The sequence below is a fragment of the Agrobacterium sp. P15N1-A genome (assembly GCF_044626815.1).
GTDB classification, from domain to species: domain Bacteria; phylum Pseudomonadota; class Alphaproteobacteria; order Rhizobiales; family Rhizobiaceae; genus Agrobacterium; species Agrobacterium leguminum.
The window spans coordinates 1088418-1102457 of the sequence record NZ_JBIUPF010000001.1 but is presented as its reverse complement, the minus strand read 5'-3'; the positions used below and the strand labels follow the sequence as shown (position 1 = coordinate 1102457).

Below are 14040 nucleotides of genomic sequence, written 5' to 3'. Positions count from 1 at the left end.
GCCCCCGTTGAGGAAAATGCGCCGGAGTACGAAGCAGTTACCTCTGTCGGGAGAATTCACGAAACGTGGTAAAGAAGTGGTTAACTATGGTCGGAATTTTTTAACTTTTGCGGCAGGCGGCAGCCCTGCGCTGGGCAGGACGTCCATTCCGCGAAAAAGGAGAAGGGATATTCCGCTGAAATTTATTTGACGTTTACGCGCACGTCAAATATTGTCATCCCATATCGGCCGGATTATCGCCGGCGCCCACGATGCGGAGGAACATCGGTAATGCCTGTTTACAAGGCCCCAGTTAAAGACACGCTTTTTATCCTGAACGACGTTCTCGGCCTGGAGCGGTATAACAACCTGCCCGGCTTCGAGGATGCAACCCCCGACATGATCGAGGCCATTACCGGCGAAGCCGCAAAGCTTGCCGAAGAACGGCTTTTCCCGCTCAACCTTTCCGGCGATCAACAGGGCTGCAAGCGCGCCGATGACGGTTCGGTCTCCGTGCCGGATGGTTTCAAGGATGCTTATGACGCCTATTGTGAAGGCGGCTGGATTGGTCTTGCCGTTCCGCCGGAATTCGGCGGGCAGGGGCTGCCCTATACGCTTCATGCCGCCATCGGCGAATATATGTCGTCGGCCAACCTGTCGCTGATGATGTATCCCGGCCTGACGCAGGGTGCGATTGCCGCAGTCCTCGTGCATGGTACGCAGGAGCAGAAAGAAACCTATCTGCCGAAGATGGTGGAAGGCACATGGTCCGGCACCATGAACCTCACCGAACCCCATTGCGGCACCGATCTCGGCCTGCTGCGCACCAAGGCGGTGCCGCAGGGCGACGGCACTTACAAGATTTCCGGCCAGAAGATCTTCATCTCCGCCGGCGAACATTCCATGACGGGCAATATCGTCCATCTGGTGATCGCCCGCATCGAAGGTGCGCCTGAAGGCACGAAGGGCATTTCGCTCTTCATCGTGCCGAAATTCCTCGTCAAGGAAGACGGCACGCTTGGCGAGCGCAACGGCGTCACCTGCGGCGCCATCGAACACAAGATGGGCATTCACGGCAACGCCACCTGCGTCATGAACTATGATGATGCGACGGGTTATCTGCTGGGCGCTGAGAACAAGGGCCTTTCGGCCATGTTCGTGATGATGAACGAAGCCCGCCTCGGCGTCGGCCTGCAGGGGCTTTCCGTCGGCGAGATCGCCTATCAGAACGCAGTCGAATATGCCCGTGAGCGCATTCAGGGCCGCTCGCTTTCCGGTGCGAAATTCCCCGACAGGAAGGCCGATCCGATCATCGTGCATCCCGATATCCGCCGCACGCTGATGACCATCAAGGCCTATAACGAGGCCGGCCGCGCCTTCCTGCTCTGGACCGCGCTGCAATCCGACATCGCCCACCGCGCCGCCGACGAAAAGCAGCGGCAGGCGGCAGATGATCTGCTCGGTCTCGTCACCCCGATCCTCAAGGGCGTGTTGACCGACAAGGGCTTCGACCATGCCGTCATGGCGCAGCAGGTCTTCGGCGGTCACGGTTACATCGAGGAACATGGCATGAGCCAATATGTCCGCGATGCGCGCATCACCATGATCTACGAGGGCGCTAACGGCATTCAGGCGCTCGATCTGGTCGGCCGCAAGCTCGGCATGAATGGCGGCCGCGCCGTCATGGCGCTGTTCAAGGAAATCGGCGATTTCTGCGAGGAAAACCGCGCCGATGAAAAGCTCGCCCTTTACACCAAGGGCCTGAAGAAGGGCTTGAACGATCTGCAGGCCGCAACCATGTGGTTCATGCAGAACGCCATGGCCAAGCCCGACAATGCCGGTGCCGGTTCGACCGACTATATGCATCTCTTCGGCATCGTGGTGCTGGGCTACATGCAGGCGCGCATGGCGAAAGCGGCCAGCGAAGCGCTTGCGGCAGGCAGCGCTTCGGACGAGGATTACCTCAAGACCAAGCTTGTCACGGCGAAGTTTTATATGGAGCGCATCATGCCGGAAACGGCGCTGCGCAAGGCCCGCATCGAAACCGGCGCGGACACCATGATGGAACTGGCTGCGGAAGCATTCTGATGAGGCTGGCGTTTCTAACGCCGCAGGGAGAGAAACAATGACCGACGTTTTTATCTACGACCATGTCCGCACCCCGCGCGGACGCGGCAAGAAGGATGGCAGCCTGCATGAAGTGCCCTCCGTTCGCCTTGCCGCCAAGACACTGGAAGCCATCCGCGACCGCAACGGGCTGGACACTTCTGCCGTCGACGACATCATCATGGGCTGCGTCGATCCTGTCATGGATGCCGGTGCGGTGATCCCCAAGGCCGCGGCCTTCGAGGCCGGTTATTCCAACAAAGCCCCGGGTATGCAGATCTCGCGCTTCTGCGCCTCGGGTCTCGATGCCATCAATTTCGCGGCCGGCAAGGTCAAGGCGGGGTCTGACGATATCGTCATCGCCGGCGGCGTCGAAAGCATGTCGCGCGTCGGCATGGGCATGTCTGGCGGCGCCTGGTACATGGACCCGTCGGTCAACTTCCCGGCCTTCTTCATGCCGCAGGGCGTGTCGGCCGATCTCATCGCCACCAAATATGGTTTCTCCCGTGACGATGTCGACGCCTACGCCGTCGAAAGCCAGAAGCGTGCGGCACACGCCTGGGAAAAAGGCTATTTCAACAAGTCGGTCATTCCGGTGAAGGACTCAAACGGTCTGACGATCCTCGACCGCGATGAGCACATGCGCCCCGGCACGGACATGCAGGCGCTGGCTTCGCTCAACCCGTCCTTCCAGATGCCGGGTGAAATGGGCGGCTTCGAAGCCGTCGGCATCATGGCGCATCCGGAAGTGGAGCGCATCAACTACGTCCACCACGCCGGCAACTCGTCCGGCATCGTCGATGGCGCGGCCGCCGTGCTGGTTGGCTCCAAGGCGGGCGGCGAGGCAATGGGCGTGAAACCGCGTGCCCGCATCAAGGCCTTCGCCAATATCGGCTCCGACCCGGCGCTGATGCTGACCGGTCCGGTTGATGTGACCGAAAAGCTCCTGAAAAAGACCGGCATGTCGCTTGCCGATATCGATCTTTTCGAGCTCAACGAAGCCTTCGCCGCCGTGGTCCTGCGCTACATGCAGGCCTTCGACATCGATCATGACCGGATGAACGTCAATGGCGGCGCCATCGCCATGGGCCATCCGCTGGGCGCAACCGGCGCGATGATCCTCGGCACGGTACTGGATGAGCTGGAGCGGCGCGATCTGAACACCGCGCTCGTCACGCTCTGCATCGGCGCAGGCATGGGCACGGCGACGGTTATCGAGCGGGTTTGAGAGGCTGGTCATGAGGCGCGAGGTTTACGAGCGACCCAAGAACGAGATCGAACAGCAGCTGGCTCGGCACAATCTGGAAAAGGACATGGCACAGGATCATAAGGCGTCCATCCGCCCCGTTTCTCCTGTCTACGTCCAGCGGCTCCGGACAGAGCGTTGGGGTTTGGTTGTGTTTCTCGTTCTCGTGGTCGGTTGTATCAGCCTCGTGATCGGACTGTCGTAACCGCACGGAAATTTCAGGGAAGAGGAATCCCAAATGAGCACTTATACCAATTTCACCATCGAGACGGACGCAGACGGTATTGCCCTCGTCACCTGGGACATGCCGGAAAAATCCATGAACGTCTTCACCTCTGAGGTGATGGACGAGCTGAACGCCATTCTTGATGCGACTGTCGCAGATGGCGCCGTCAAGGGCGTCGTCTTCACGTCAGGCAAGAGCAGCTTTTCCGGCGGCGCCGATCTTTCGATGATCAAGTCGATGTTCTCCTTCTACAATGACGAGAAGGCGAAGAACCCGGATGAGGCGGCGGCAAAGCTGTTCGAACTCGTGGGCCGCATGACCGGCCTGTTCCGCAAGCTGGAAACCAACGGCAAGCCATGGGTCTCGGCCATCAACGGCACCTGCATGGGCGGCGCGTTCGAGCTGTCGCTCGCCTGCCACGGCCGTGTGGCATCGAATGCCAAGAGCCTCAAGATCGCCCTGCCGGAAGTCAAGGTCGGCATCTTCCCCGGTGCCGGCGGCACCCAGCGCGTGCCGCGCCTGACGGATGCGCAATCGGCGCTGCAGATGATGACGACGGGCCAGTCGCTGACCGGCGCGCGCGCCAAGGCCATGGGGCTGGTGCATCAGGTGGTCGAGCCGGATCAGCTGGTCGCAACCGCAAAGCAGATGATCAAGGGCGGCCTGAAGCCGGTCGCACCCTGGGATGAAAAGGGCTTCAAGGCCCCCGGCGGCGGCATCTGGACGCCGGCCGCTGCCCAGCTCTGGCCCGCCGCACCGGCCATCCTGCGCCGCGAAAGCGCGGGCAATTATCCGGCCGCCCTCGCCATCCTCAAATGCGTTTATGAGGGTCTGCAATTGCCCTTCGATACGGCGCTGAAGGTGGAGCAGCGTTATTTCACCGAAATCCTTCGCTCGAAGGAAGCCTTCGGTATGATCCGCTCGCTGTTCATTTCCATGCAGGAACTGGGCAAGGGCGCGCGCCGCCCGGCCGGCCAGCCGAAGACCGAGTTCAAGAAGGTTGGCGTCGTCGGCGCAGGTTTCATGGGCGCTGCCGTAGCTTATGTCACGGCTGCCGCCGGCATACCCGTTGTGATGGTGGATCGCGACCAGGAAGCGGCCGACAAGGGCAAGGGCCATTGCGAGGAAAGCGTCAAGGCTGCCATCGGCAAGGGCAGGCTGACGCAGGATGAGGGCAAGGCCCTGCTCGACCTCGTCACCCCGACGGCGGATTACAAGGCGCTCTCCGACGCCGATCTCGTCATCGAGGCCGTCTTCGAAGATCGCGACGTGAAGAAGGCCGTCATCGAGGCCGTGGAAGCCGTGTTGCCCGAAGGCGCAATCTTCGCCTCCAACACCTCCACCTTGCCGATCACGGGTCTTGCGAAGAACTCGAAGCGCCCGACCGATTTCATCGGCATCCACTTCTTCTCGCCGGTCGAGAAGATGATGCTGACGGAAGTCATCCTCGGCAAGGAAACCGGCGACAAGGCGCTCGCCGTCGCGCTGGATTACGTCGCGAAGATCAAGAAGACCCCGATTGTGGTCAACGATACGCGCGGCTTCTTCGTCAATCGCTGCGTGCTGCGTTACATGGCGGAAAGCTACGATATGCTGATCGAAGGCGTACCCGCCGCCATGATCGAGAATGCCGCGAAATTCGCCGGCATGCCTGTCGGCCCGCTGGCGCTGAACGATGAGGTGGCCATCGATCTTTCCTACAAGATCCTGAAAGCCACCGTCGCCGATCTCGGCGAAAAGGCCGTCGATCCGCGCCATATGGAGCTGGTGAAGACGCTGGTGGAAGGCGAAGGCCGTTTTGGCCGCAAGAACGCCAAGGGCTTTTACGATTATCCGGAAAAGCCCGCCAAGAAGTCCCTCTGGCCCGGCCTGAAGGACCTCTATCCGCAGCAGAAGCCTGAAGACGTGGACATGGAGGTGCTGAAACAGCGCTTCCTCGTCACCGTGGCGCTGGAAGCCGCCCGCACGGTGGAAGAAGGCATCGTCACCGATCCGCGTGAGGCGGATGTCGGCTCCATCCTCGGTTTCGGTTTCGCACCCTATACCGGCGGTGCGCTGTCCTATATCGACGGCATGGGCGTGAAGAACTTCGTGGCGCTCGCCGAAAAGCTCAGCGAAACCTATGGCCCGCGCTTCAAGCCGACGCCGCTGCTGAAGGACATGGCCGCGAAGGGCGAAACCTTCTACGGACGGTTCGATCCCTATGCCAGCGCCGCCAAGGCGGCCTGAGGCTTCAAGTGAGACATTGAACAGGCCCTTCGGGGCCTGTTTTATTATGCCTGTCTCCCCGCTTTCCGTGCATCCTTTGCCCGGCTGAGGCGTTGAAAAGGCTGACCGGGCAAAAGCGCCCGCCGCCGCAATTCAGCACGCCTCAGGAGACAGCGATGAAAGCACCACTGCGATCCCACGGTTTCGACAAGCCCTCGGACCTTGACGACCATCTGGCTGAACTGGACGAAGAGGCCGAGGCTGTGGCTGCCGAGGCAAGAGCGGAAAAAACCGCGGCCAAGAGAATGCGTGCCGCCAAAACCATCGATCCGTCGCTGCGAGCCGAATTGGACGAGCTTCGCAGACAGGTCGACAAGATCCGCCGCGATGTCAAACGGCTGGAGGCGGCCCAGCACTCCCGCCACAGGCTCGCACCGCCCCACCATGAGCGCGACCGCGAGAATTCCCGCCTGATGACGGTGGTGCGCTCCGTCGCCGTCACCTCACTCGCCAGCCGTATCTTCGCTTCCTCGCCCGTCATGGCGGCGCTGGTGGCCGTGGTGCCTTTCGTGCTTGGCCTTGCCGTACGGCGCAGCGAAGGGGCATAGCCGCTCTGCACTGCACCCCGCGCGCGGCTACGGCCCTTTCCGAACCCGCCGCCTGCCGCCTGCCGGATGCCGATCAGGCCCGGCGGATGGCGGAGAGCGGTTCTCCCAGCCGCAATCCGGCCTCCGCCGGGCGCTTATTCCAGCCATCCACAGGCGCCGTGAAAAAACTGTCAAAAAACTTCGCGATGGCGCTTGCCATGTCCGAACAAGATGTTATAACCCCGCTCACTTTCGGGGCACCAAGCAGCCCCGCCCGCCAAAAGCGGAGGTTCTTCAAGGACCTGAAGTGCCCGGATAGCTCAGTTGGTAGAGCAGCGGATTGAAAATCCGCGTGTCGGTGGTTCAAATCCGCCTCCGGGCACCATTTATCTCAATTGCATTTTTGATGAATTGCGTGCATGGCGACTTGCCCATTTGCAGGCAAATTTCGATGAGTAGCTACCGCCATCATATGCTTTTGACAGGCCCGGTGTAGCCATGGCCCAACCCTGTTTGTTGCAGGCAGTTGGAGAGCAGCCCGCAAATGGATCGTGTCACAAGCCCACCTCTTTTACCGCCCGGCATTGTCTATTTTGACGGTTTTCTCTCTCCAGAAGAGGAGGCCGCCGTCGCCCACAGGCTGGATGCGGGTGTGTGGAGCACGGAGTTGAAACGCCGCGTGCAGCATTTCGGTTATCGCTACGACTATAAAGCGCGCGCTGTTACCGCGGATGCGTATATCGGGCCGTTGCCGCCATGGCTTGGCGTGTTCGCGGAGCGGTTGGTTACCACAGGTTATTGTCGGGATTTGCCCGATCAGGTTATCGCTAACGAATATCTTCCGGGGCAGGGCATCAGTGCGCACATCGATTGTGTGCCCTGCTTTGACGATACGATCGTTTCGATAAGCCTTTTATCCACATGCGAGATGGTTTTCCGCGAATTGCGTGGACCAGCCGCATGCGGTGTTTTGCTTCAACCCCGGTCAGGCGTCTTGCTGAGAGATTCCGGTCGCTACGGCTGGACCCATGAAATTCCGGCTCGGAAATCGGATATAGCGAATGGGGTCAGGAACGCTCGAGGCAGACGAATTTCCCTCACTTTTCGCAAAGTCATCAAGCTAAAACGGTCTTGACCCGGGCGAACTACAGATGCTCCCGATTATCCGTATTCTGTTCCGCCCGGTCCCGATAGAGCGCAGCCCGTCCCAGCAACATCAGGGAAACCGGGGTCGTCACCGTCATGAAAATGCCGATGAAGATTTCGTGGAAGGCGAAGCGGTCGCCGGAGACGGAGAAATAGATGATCGAGGCCATGACGATGCCGCCGGTGCCCCAGCTGGTGCCGAGTGTGGGTGCGTGCAGGCGCTCATAGAAGCTGTTGAGCCTGGCAAAGCCGATGGTGCCGATCAGCGTCAGCGAGGCGCCGAGCAGCACGAAGAAGGCCACGGCGATGGCGGCCCAGAGGGGAAATTCGTGCGCCTCGCTCATTCGATCACCTCCCCGCGCATCAGGAATTTGGAAAGGGCGACGGTGGAGACGAAGCCGAGGATGGCGATCAGCAGCGATGCCTCGAAATAGATGTCGTTGCCGGTGCGCAGGCCGAAGGTCAGCAGAAGCAGCATGGCGTTGACATAGAGCGTATCCACGCCCAGCACGCGGTCCTGCGCGCGCGGGCCGATGGCGATGCGATAGACCGAGATCGCCATGGCGATGGCCAGCATGAACTGCGCCAGCGAAAAGGACCAGAAAAGGATAATCGAACTCATTCGAATATCTCCATCAGCAGTTTTTCATAACGGTTCTTGATGAGGCTTATCCAGGCCGCCTCATCCACATCGTCGAGAACGTGAAGCAGCAGCGTGCCCTGGCTGGAATTATATTCGAGCCATGCGCTTCCCGGCGTCGAGGTCAGGATCGTCGCCAGCACCGCAAGCGCCATCGGGTCGCGAATATCGAGCGGCACAGCCAGGAAGCCGGATTTGCGGTCCCTCTCGCGCTTAAACAGGATGATCTTCACGACCGAGAGATTGGACCTGATGATATCGTAAAGCACGATCAGGATCAGCTGCACCAGCCTGTGCCAGTTGCGGATGCGCGGCTTGGCGGGCCTGAGCGACGCCATCGCCCAGGAGGCGACAAGCGCAACACCGGTGCCGAGCAGCAGATGCCCCGGCGAAAAGCTGTTGATCGTCATCCAGAAAAAGATCAGCGAGATCGTCAGCAGCGGGTAGGGCAGAATGCGGCTTATCATGGCTCTGCCTCCGGGTTGCTTCCCGCCCTCGGTGCGGAAATGACGCCCTGAATATAGCTCGCCGGCAGGTCGAGAATACGCGCCGTTTCCTGCATGTATCGCATCACCGGCCCTGCCTGCACGGTCATGGCGAGCGTCAGGCCGAGCAGCAGCATGACGGGGGCGATTTCGATGACGAGCACGCGCGGCACGGTGCCTTCGATGGAAGCCCAGAAGGTGCGGATGCCGGCGCGCGTCATCGAGATCAGCGAGGCAAAACCGGCAAAGACGATCAGGAAAACCAGCCACCAGGACAGTGTGGACACGCTGTCATTGGCGCCGAGCCCGGAAGGATTGAGAATGGCGGTCAGCATCGAGAATTTGGCGATGAAGCCCGAAAGCGGCGGCAGGCCGGCCAGAAGAATGCCGCAGGCGGCAAAACAGGCGCCGAGCACCGCCATGGTGGCGGGCATGGTCACGCCGACTTCCTCTTCCTCCTCTTCCTCGTCGCCCTCGCCATAGGCCTCCATGGTCACGGCAAGAACGTTCGCGCCGGCATCCTGCCCGCGTTCGACGAGTTCGATCAGCATGAAGAAGGCGCTGATGGTGAGGGTGGAGCTGACCATGTAATAAAGCGCGCCGGCCGCAACAGTCGGGTTGCCGGTGCCCATGGCGGCAAGCAGCGTTCCCGATGAGACGAGAACTGAAAAGCCGGCAAGCCGTCCGAGCGCCTGCGACGCCAGAACGCCGATGGCCCCGAAGATGATGGTGGCGATGCCGCCGACCAGCAGCGCATCATGGCCGAAACCGGCCGATTCCCCGGCCGTCTGCCCAAAAAGCAGAAAGGACAGGCGGGCGATGACATAAATCCCGACCTTGCTCATGATCGCGAAGAGCCCGCCCACCGGGGCCGACGCCGCGCCATAGGCGGAGGGCAGCCAGAAATTGAGCGGCCACATGCCGGCCTTGACCAGAAAGGCGATGCCGAGGATGGCCGAGCCGGTTTCCAGCAGCATGCGCTGATCGGGGTTGAGCCCCTCGATGCGATGGGCGAGATCGCCCATGTTCAGCGTGCCGGTAACGCCATAGATGAGGCTGACGCCGATCAGGAAGAACAGGGCGGCGACGAGGTTGATGGCGATATAATGCAGTCCGGCCTTGACGCGCTGCTGGCCGGAACCGTGCAGCAACAGGCCGTAAGAAGCGGCCAGCATCACTTCGAAGAAGACGAAGAGGTTGAAGAGGTCGCCGGTCAGGAATGCACCGTTGACGCCCATCAGCATCATCTGGAACAGCGAATGGAAATGCGCGCCCGACCTGTGCCACTTCGCCATCGAATAGATCAAGGACGGAATGGCGAGCAGCGCCGTCAGCAGCACCATCAGGCCCGAAAGACGGTCGGCGACGAGCACGATGCCGAAGGGCGCCGGCCAGTTGCCGAGCAGATAGACACCGCTCGACACCACGGCGGCGATCTCGGTATTGACCGTCGAGTTCACTTCGCGGAACAGCAAGATGGCGACCACCAGCAACAGCACGGTCGAGGTGAGGCTGATGGCGGCTTTCGCCACACGCTGGCGCTCGTCGAAGAACAGCAGAAGGGCCGCGGTCATCAGCGGCAGCAGGATAGGCGCGATGACGATGTGGAAGGGGAACGACATCATTTCGTCTCCCTCCCGTCCACATGGTCGGTGCCGGTGAGGCCGCGGGCGGCGAGCAACACGACGAGGAACAATGCGGTGGTCGCAAAGCCGATGACGATGGCCGTCAGCACCAGCGCCTGCGGCACGGGGTCGGCGAGCGTGGAGCTGTCGACGCCGTTCACCAGCACCGGCGGCGCATTGGTCTTGATGCCGCCGACGCCGAAGATGAAGAGGTTGACGGCGTAAGACAGCAGCGAAAGTCCGACGATGACCTGATAGGTGCGCGGGCGCAGCACCAGCCATACGCCGGAGCCGGTCATGATGCCGATGCCGATTGCAAGAATAAGTTCCATTACACGTCCTCCGCTTTTGCGGCTTCAGGCGTGCGAACGCGGTAGTTACGCAACGATTGGTGTGCCAGTGCTATCAGGATAAGAACAACGGAGCCGACGACCAGCGAGAAGACGCCGAGGTCGAACAGCAAAGCGGATGCCGTCGGCATTTTGCCGATATAGGGTATCTCCGTATACTGGAAATAGGAGGTCAGGAACGGGTAGCCGAAATACCAGGAGCCGATACCCGTCGCCGCCGCCATCAAAAGGCCGAAACCCATCCAGCGCAGCGGCAGGATGCGGATGCGGTCCTCCGCCCAGCGCGCTCCGCCGGCGAGATATTGCAGCAGGAAGCCGATGGCCATGGTGATGCCGGCCGCAAAGCCGCCGCCCGGCAGGTCGTGGCCGCGCATGAACAGGAAGATCGAGAAGGTGATGATAACAGGGAACATCCACTGCATCACGATGGACGGCACATAGAGATAGTCGCGAACCGTATCGCCATTGCTGCGGTCCGGCCGTTCGGCATCGAAGGCGTTCTGCATCTGCTGCTGTTCCGGCACCCCGATGCTTTCATGGGCGGGGCGGAAACGGCGAAGCAGCGCAAAGACGGTTAGTGCCACGATGGCCAGCACCGCGATTTCGCCGAAGGTGTCGAAGCCGCGGAAATCGACCAGAATGACATTGACGACATTGGTGCCGCCACCTTCGGTATAGGCGCGCTCGAGGAAATAGGTCGCAATGGCGTTTGGCACCGGCAGCGTCATCACGGCATAGGCGATGACGGACATGCCGATACCGCTGCCTGCGGCGAGCAGGAAGTCGCGGGCGCGGCGAAGCTGCGCCGGCAGCTCATCGCTGCTATCGACCTTCTCGAAGCGTTTCGGCAACCATCTGAGGCCGAGCAGGATGAGAACCGTGGTGACGATTTCCACCAGCAATTGGGTGATCGCCAGATCCGGCGCGGAAAGCCAGACGAAGGTGAGGCAGGTGACGAGGCCCGAGACGCCCAGCATGACGAGCGCGGCGAGGCGGTGATATTTCGCCTGCCAGGCTGCACCCATGGCCGCGATCATGCCGATCAGCCAAAGGATGGCGAAGATGGGATCGAAGGTCGTGACGCGCGGCAGCGACAGGGAGAACTCCGAAAGGAAGAGAGGCGAGAACCCGGCAAGAAGCGCCACAAGGATAAGAAGCCTTAGCTGCGGCTGCAGACGCCGCGTGCCGAGCGTGCTTTCCAGCCACCGCGCCCATTTCCAGGACACGGTGACGAGAATGCGCTCGAAGATGCGCTGTCCCCGCAAATGCCGGAAGACCGGCGGGCCGTCGTCGCAGCGCGAGAAATAACCGCCGAGCAGGACATAGATCGTAACGCCACCGATCAGCGCCGCGATACTCATGATTAATGGCAGGTTGAAACCGTGCCAGATCGACAGGCTGTAGACCGGCGTTTGCGCACCGAGAACCGAAAGCACGGCCGAATGCAGGAACGGGCCGATGGAGAGGCTCGGAACGATGCCGACGATCAGGCAGGCGAAGACGAGGAATTCGATGGGGAAACGCATCCAGCGCGGCGGCTCGTGCGGATGCGGGTTCGGCAGATCGACGGGCTTGGGGCCGAAGAACACCGTGTGGATGAAGCGCAGCGAATAGGCGACGGCGAACGCGCCCGACAGCGTCGCGACATAGGGCAGCGCCCGGTCCAGCAGCGAGTCGGCATGGGTTTCGACGGCCTCGGCAAAGAACATTTCCTTGGAAAGGAAGCCGTTGAACAACGGTACGCCGGCCATGGCCGCACTCGCCGCCATGGCAAGCGTCGCGGTTGCCGGCATATAGGTATAAAGCCCGCTCAAGCGCCGCATGTCGCGGGTGCCCGTCTCATGGTCGATGATGCCGGCCGCCATGAAGAGCGAGGCCTTGAAGGTGGCGTGGTTGACCATGTGGAAGATGGCCGCCACTGCCGCAAGCGGGCTGCCGAGGCTGAGCAGCGTGGTGATGAGGCCGAGATGGCTTATGGTGGAATAGGCCAGCAACCCCTTCAGATCCTGCTGGAACATGGCGAAATAGGCGCCGAGCAGCAGGGTTATGATGCCGGCCGCGCCCACGAGCCAGAACCATTCCGGCGTGCCCGCCAGCACCGGCCAGAACCGCGCAAGCAGGAAAACCCCGGCCTTCACCATGGTGGCTGAATGCAAATAGGCGGAAACAGGTGTGGGCGCCGCCATGGCGTTGGGCAGCCAGAAATGGAACGGAAACTGCGCGCTCTTGGTCAGCGCGCCGCCCAGAATGAGGATGAGCGCCGGTACATAGAGGGAATGGGCGCGGATGGCTGCACCGGCCTCGATGATCCTGTCGAGGTCATAGCTTCCCGCCATATGGCCGAGGATCAGCAGGCCGGCCAGCAGGCTGAAACCGCCAATGCCGGTCACCGTCAGCGCCATGCGGGCGCCGTCGCGCGCACCGGCGTTCTGATGCCAGTAGCCGATCAGCAGGAACGAAAAGATGCTGGTCATTTCCCAGAAGATCGACAGCAGGATGACGTTGCCGGAGAGCACCACGCCGAGCATCGAGCCCATGAAGGCGAGCAGGAAGGCGAAGAAACGGGGGATCGGGTCTTCGGCCGACATATAATAACGCGCGTAGAGCACCACCAGCAGGCCGATGCCGGTAATGAGCATCGTGAAAATCCAGGCAAATCCGTCCAGCCGCAGCGTAAAGTTCAGGCCGAGCTGGGGCAGCCATTCCACATCATACTTGAGAACCGCGCCGCCGCTGACGCTCGTATAAAGAAAAATGCTGCTGACAAGGCCGAAAAGGGCGACTGCGCCCGCGACGGAGGCGGGACCGGCGGCCGCACCCTCGCGCGGCATGAAGGCCGTCAGAAGCGCGCCAACGAAGGGCAATGCGACAATGAATGGAAGAATGGTTGCAAGTGTCATATGCGGCGGCGGTTTTCTCTCTGGAATGGGAGCCTACGGCGGGTTTCCGACGACTCCGATCCCTCAAGGTTCGCAATGAACCGAATGATGAGGACCGCCGGAATGACTAATACATAATATGCGGAGGCGCGCGTGGAACCACGCTGGCAAAGTCTCGGAAAGCTTGTGGCACGATGGCAACAGCAACGAGCGAGACGTCGGCGCTATCCCTGAGGCTGGGGGCGGGTGAGGCAAACGCGTCCAGGCGAAAGCCCGAGCCCGCATCGCCGGCCCTGCAGCCGAAATCATTGCCGCTATCGCAGTCCTTTTCGCGAAGAGAAACGGAACGGCCCGGATCGACGCTCTGCAATCGTTCGAGACGGCTGGTTTTGGAAAGGGGCTTGACGCCGGCCGGTGCCTGAAAGCCGATCATGACGAGCAGGCTTGCGACCACGAGGCCGATCAACACTTGTGGATGGCGCCTTGAACTGCGGCCTTTCTCCATCCATGGCAAGTTGGCATCTCCTTGATCGTAAAGGTCTCTTTAAAGCATCACCGTTGAG

At 61.2% G+C, this 14040-nt stretch carries 12 protein-coding genes and 1 tRNA gene; 6 read left to right on the top strand and 7 right to left on the bottom strand.

Features of this window, described 5'->3' with window-relative positions:
• The first annotated feature begins 270 nt into the window (after positions 1 to 270).
• The 6 genes from ACIK7D_RS05415 (at position 271) to ACIK7D_RS05390 (ending at position 7487) form a co-directional block, all read left to right on the top strand.
• Entirely contained in the window at positions 271 to 2067 is a 1797-nt protein-coding gene (locus tag ACIK7D_RS05415) for an acyl-CoA dehydrogenase C-terminal domain-containing protein (protein WP_400155765.1), read from the top strand.
• A gap of 37 nt (positions 2068 to 2104) precedes the next feature.
• Entirely contained in the window at positions 2105 to 3313 is a 1209-nt protein-coding gene (locus ACIK7D_RS05410) for an acetyl-CoA C-acetyltransferase (RefSeq protein WP_400155764.1), read from the top strand.
• Positions 3314 to 3569: 256 nt separating this feature from the next.
• Positions 3570 to 5786, top strand: a complete 2217-nt coding sequence (locus ACIK7D_RS05405) for a 3-hydroxyacyl-CoA dehydrogenase NAD-binding domain-containing protein (RefSeq protein WP_400155763.1) — start codon at positions 3570 to 3572, stop codon at positions 5784 to 5786.
• Between the two features lie 155 nt (positions 5787 to 5941).
• Positions 5942 to 6373: a hypothetical protein gene (locus ACIK7D_RS05400; protein WP_400155762.1), complete on the top strand. Its 432-nt coding sequence runs from the start codon at positions 5942 to 5944 to the stop codon at positions 6371 to 6373.
• Positions 6374 to 6661: 288 nt separating this feature from the next.
• A tRNA-Phe gene (locus ACIK7D_RS05395) sits at positions 6662 to 6737 on the top strand.
• Between the two features lie 159 nt (positions 6738 to 6896).
• Positions 6897 to 7487: an alpha-ketoglutarate-dependent dioxygenase AlkB gene (locus ACIK7D_RS05390; RefSeq protein ID WP_174022734.1), complete on the top strand. Its 591-nt coding sequence runs from the start codon at positions 6897 to 6899 to the stop codon at positions 7485 to 7487.
• 10 nt (positions 7488 to 7497) lie between these two features.
• Here ACIK7D_RS05390 and mnhG read toward each other — a convergent pair whose 3' ends face one another.
• From mnhG to ACIK7D_RS05355, 7 genes are all read right to left on the bottom strand, one after another.
• Positions 7498 to 7842 carry a monovalent cation/H(+) antiporter subunit G gene (gene mnhG / locus ACIK7D_RS05385; protein ID WP_003522773.1) on the bottom strand — a complete coding sequence of 115 codons (345 nt, stop codon included), beginning with the start codon at positions 7840 to 7842 and terminating at the stop codon, positions 7498 to 7500.
• Positions 7839 to 8120, bottom strand: coding sequence for a K+/H+ antiporter subunit F (locus ACIK7D_RS05380; protein WP_003522772.1), 282 nt, complete (start codon positions 8118 to 8120; stop codon positions 7839 to 7841). The genes mnhG and ACIK7D_RS05380 overlap by 4 nt, the downstream gene beginning before the upstream one ends.
• Positions 8117 to 8605 carry a Na+/H+ antiporter subunit E gene (locus ACIK7D_RS05375; protein WP_174022733.1) on the bottom strand — a complete coding sequence of 163 codons (489 nt, stop codon included), beginning with the start codon at positions 8603 to 8605 and terminating at the stop codon, positions 8117 to 8119. Before ACIK7D_RS05375 ends, ACIK7D_RS05380 begins: the two co-directional genes overlap by 4 nt.
• Positions 8602 to 10248 (bottom strand): monovalent cation/H+ antiporter subunit D, encoded by a 1647-nt coding sequence (locus ACIK7D_RS05370; protein WP_162936730.1) that lies wholly within the window; start codon positions 10246 to 10248, stop codon positions 8602 to 8604. The genes ACIK7D_RS05375 and ACIK7D_RS05370 overlap by 4 nt, the downstream gene beginning before the upstream one ends.
• Entirely contained in the window at positions 10245 to 10580 is a 336-nt protein-coding gene (locus tag ACIK7D_RS05365; RefSeq protein ID WP_020810384.1) for a Na+/H+ antiporter subunit C, read from the bottom strand. Before ACIK7D_RS05365 ends, ACIK7D_RS05370 begins: the two co-directional genes overlap by 4 nt.
• Positions 10580 to 13498 (bottom strand): monovalent cation/H+ antiporter subunit A, encoded by a 2919-nt coding sequence (locus ACIK7D_RS05360; protein ID WP_400155761.1) that lies wholly within the window; start codon positions 13496 to 13498, stop codon positions 10580 to 10582. Before ACIK7D_RS05360 ends, ACIK7D_RS05365 begins: the two co-directional genes overlap by 1 nt.
• A gap of 106 nt (positions 13499 to 13604) precedes the next feature.
• On the bottom strand, positions 13605 to 13982 hold the full coding sequence (locus ACIK7D_RS05355; protein WP_400156018.1) for a hypothetical protein: 378 nt from the start codon (positions 13980 to 13982) through the stop codon (positions 13605 to 13607).
• Positions 13983 to 14040: the final 58 nt, after the last annotated feature.

Excerpts from the sequence above, each read along its gene's own strand:
- ACIK7D_RS05360 (WP_400155761.1), bottom strand. The coding sequence starts at position 13,498 with ATGACACTTGCAACCATTCTTCCATTCATTGTCGCATTGCCCTTCGTT.
- ACIK7D_RS05370 (WP_162936730.1), bottom strand. The coding sequence starts at position 10,248 with ATGATGTCGTTCCCCTTCCACATCGTCATCGCGCCTATCCTGCTGCCG.
- ACIK7D_RS05400 (WP_400155762.1), top strand. The coding sequence starts at position 5,942 with ATGAAAGCACCACTGCGATCCCACGGTTTCGACAAGCCCTCGGACCTT.
- ACIK7D_RS05415 (WP_400155765.1), top strand. The coding sequence starts at position 271 with ATGCCTGTTTACAAGGCCCCAGTTAAAGACACGCTTTTTATCCTGAAC.
- ACIK7D_RS05355 (WP_400156018.1), bottom strand. The coding sequence starts at position 13,982 with ATGGAGAAAGGCCGCAGTTCAAGGCGCCATCCACAAGTGTTGATCGGC.
- ACIK7D_RS05375 (WP_174022733.1), bottom strand. The coding sequence starts at position 8,605 with ATGATAAGCCGCATTCTGCCCTACCCGCTGCTGACGATCTCGCTGATC.
- mnhG (WP_003522773.1), bottom strand. The coding sequence starts at position 7,842 with ATGAGCGAGGCGCACGAATTTCCCCTCTGGGCCGCCATCGCCGTGGCC.
- ACIK7D_RS05380 (WP_003522772.1), bottom strand. The coding sequence starts at position 8,120 with ATGAGTTCGATTATCCTTTTCTGGTCCTTTTCGCTGGCGCAGTTCATG.
- ACIK7D_RS05410 (WP_400155764.1), top strand. The coding sequence starts at position 2,105 with ATGACCGACGTTTTTATCTACGACCATGTCCGCACCCCGCGCGGACGC.
- ACIK7D_RS05405 (WP_400155763.1), top strand. The coding sequence starts at position 3,570 with ATGAGCACTTATACCAATTTCACCATCGAGACGGACGCAGACGGTATT.
- ACIK7D_RS05390 (WP_174022734.1), top strand. The coding sequence starts at position 6,897 with ATGGATCGTGTCACAAGCCCACCTCTTTTACCGCCCGGCATTGTCTAT.
- ACIK7D_RS05365 (WP_020810384.1), bottom strand. The coding sequence starts at position 10,580 with ATGGAACTTATTCTTGCAATCGGCATCGGCATCATGACCGGCTCCGGC.